The sequence below is a fragment of the Thermogutta sp. genome (assembly GCF_014359955.1).
In the GTDB taxonomy this organism is placed as follows: domain Bacteria; phylum Planctomycetota; class Planctomycetia; order Pirellulales; family Thermoguttaceae; genus Thermogutta.
The window spans coordinates 1-2,518 of the sequence record NZ_JACIYL010000663.1 but is presented as its reverse complement, the minus strand read 5'-3'; the positions used below and the strand labels follow the sequence as shown (position 1 = coordinate 2,518).

Here is a 2,518-nt window from a genome sequence, read left to right as displayed (position 1 = left end):
ACAATCCCAGCAGCCCGTTTTTGGACTACGAGCTGGTCCTGGATCCTGCACGGTTTTCGGCGGGTCAAAAGGTGGCCATTCGCGCCCTGGCCTGGGACCGGCGCAACTTCGGGAAATATGGCCTCGACCTGCGTCCGCAGCAGGCGACGTCTGCATGGCATATCATCGAAATCATTTCCCCCGACGCCAAGGTCGCTTCAGAAACGAAAGAACTGGAAAACCTCCGTGCCGCCATCTTTCGCATTCTGGAAGAACAAATTCGAGCAAAAACCGAGCTTGTTTCCTTGCGTGACACGGCAAAGCAAAACCCCGCGGTCCTTGATTCGGGTTTGCGTAAAGTCCGCAGCCGCCAGGTTCACATTCAGGGGGCGACAAGCGACGTGGTGGCGAGCATCAAAGATACGGACAGCGAGGATCGGCGGACGATCAAGCGGATTCTCAACAGTCTGGCCGTCAATGAAATGCTCCAGGCCGTGCAGCAGTGCGACCGGCTGGCCCGTCTGGCGGACAAAGCGACCTTTGGCGAGGAAAGTCAGGAGTTGCTGCAAATTCAGGATCGAATCATCGATACGCTTAGGAAAATTCTGGATGTGGCCCGCAGGGCCCAGACGGAGCTTCTGGCAGAAGCCCAAAAGCGGCCGGGTGGAGACCTGCCCGACGATGTCAAGAAGAAGCTCGAAGAAATCCAGAGCAAATTACAGGAATTCCTTGAACAGCAGAAGAAGATCATTGAGGCCTCGGAAGAGCTGGCCAAGACACCTGTTGAGGATTTCACAGAAAAGGAGGAACAAAAACTCAAAGAGCTGGCCGCTTTGGAGGACGACTGGTCGCGCTTCATGAAGGAAGCGCAAAGCGACCTGAGCAAACTCCCGGAACAGGATTTTGCCAACTCCTCAGTCTGTCAGGAGCTGAATGAGATCCAGACCGAACTGAAAATGGCAGAAGACGCCCTTCTGAAGCGATCAGTGGATATCGCGGTGCCACTCGAGCAGTTGGGGTACGAAATGGCCAAGGAACTGACGAGTAATCTGGAAAAATGGCTGCCGGATACCCCCGACCGCGAACGATGGAGCCAGGAGGAATCCCTCAGCGACAAAGACAAGGAAGCGCCGATGGCGGATCTGCCGGGTCAACTCGAAGACCTCATCGGTGAGCTCATGGAGCAGGAAGAGGATCTGTTCGATGAAATGGAAGATGTCTCGTCCAGTGCCGCGGATTCGCTGGACAAAGGGGCTGGCTGGGATGCTGCCGACGGCCCGATCTCCAATATGAGCGCCAAAGGTGTGACAGGAAATCGCCTGCCCAATACAAGCGAGATTGGGGGGCGGTCCGGCGAGGGACGCAGTGGAAAATCCAGCGGTGAATTCGTGGGTGATGAAGCAGTGGGTAAAGGTGGGCGAAAAACGCCCAGTCGGCTGACCCCCGATCCCTACATGAAAGGCCAAATCAAGGACTTCAGTAAGGATCCGACAGGCGGGGCTACGGGCGGTGGAAAAGAGAGCGGCCAGGGCGGTCAGGGGCTCGAAGGACCTACGCCGCCACCTCATGGGCCGCGCGAACTCCAGCGTCTGGCAGGTAAACAGGCGGAACTCCGCAATAAAGCCGAGTCGATCAGCGCACAAATGCAAATCCTCAATTATCACCATACGGATATGGAACAGCTCATCGAGCTGATGCGGGAAATCGAGCGCGATCTCCAGGCAGGACGCTACCAGAACGCCCTTCGCAAGCGGGAAGTCGTCTTGCAAGGGCTCCAGCGGCAGAAGGAATATGTGGGCGGGGAATTTGAAGTCAAGCAGGATACGACGGCGAATATCCCAAAGGACATCCAGAAAGAAATTCTCGGCAGTGTGCAGGAACCGGCACCTCCAGGCTGGGAAGACATCGTCCGTGGGTATTACCGGCAGCTTATCAGCGGTGGCCAATCCAATCCCTGAACTCCAGCGCACAGCGATCGCCATGAAAAGAAAAATGCAATTCTGGTCCGTGCTCGGTCTGTTGACCGTTTGTGCAGGGCTTTGGCTCGCTCAGCCGACCTTTGGCCAGACCGGTCAGAAAGTTGTGATTCCTTTTGATTTCGAGTCGCGATTTGACAATGGCCGCTATGGTCAAATGGTGGGCGAGATGATCTGGCAGAAGCTCCACCGGGAGGGCGGCTTTCTGATTCCGGACTCGATGGTGGATGTCCGGGATTTCTGCGAAATGAACGGCATCAAAGTCGGGCCCGACACACCCCTGGAGAAGATGCGGGACATTGTGAAAAGCGGCTTTGATGCGGACATCGCCATTTGGGGAAGTGTCGAGCGAGTCCCTGGGCACAGCACCGATGTTTATGATCTTGTCATCAAGTGCGTTGATTTTTCCACACCGACTCCCACCGTCATCTATGAAAAGTCCGCCCGCACAAATTCCGTGAGCGAGATTCCCCATCTCTATGTCCAGCAACTGCTCGACGCACTCTACGGTCGAGAGCCAGGGAGTCCGCCGCCTCCCGATCCCATTGCTGAAGAAAACTGGA

Annotated in this window: 2 protein-coding genes; both read left to right on the top strand. The window is 56.1% G+C overall.

Translation table 11 applies throughout. From position 1 onward, the window contains the following. Positions 1 to 1,937: hypothetical protein (locus tag H5U08_RS15600; protein ID WP_297035106.1), on the top strand; the 1,937-nt coding region annotated here is incomplete at its 5' end. A gap of 34 nt (positions 1,938 to 1,971) precedes the next feature. Continuing rightward, the coding region (locus H5U08_RS15595) for a hypothetical protein (protein ID WP_297035103.1) at positions 1,972 to 2,518 on the top strand (547 nt) is incomplete at its 3' end.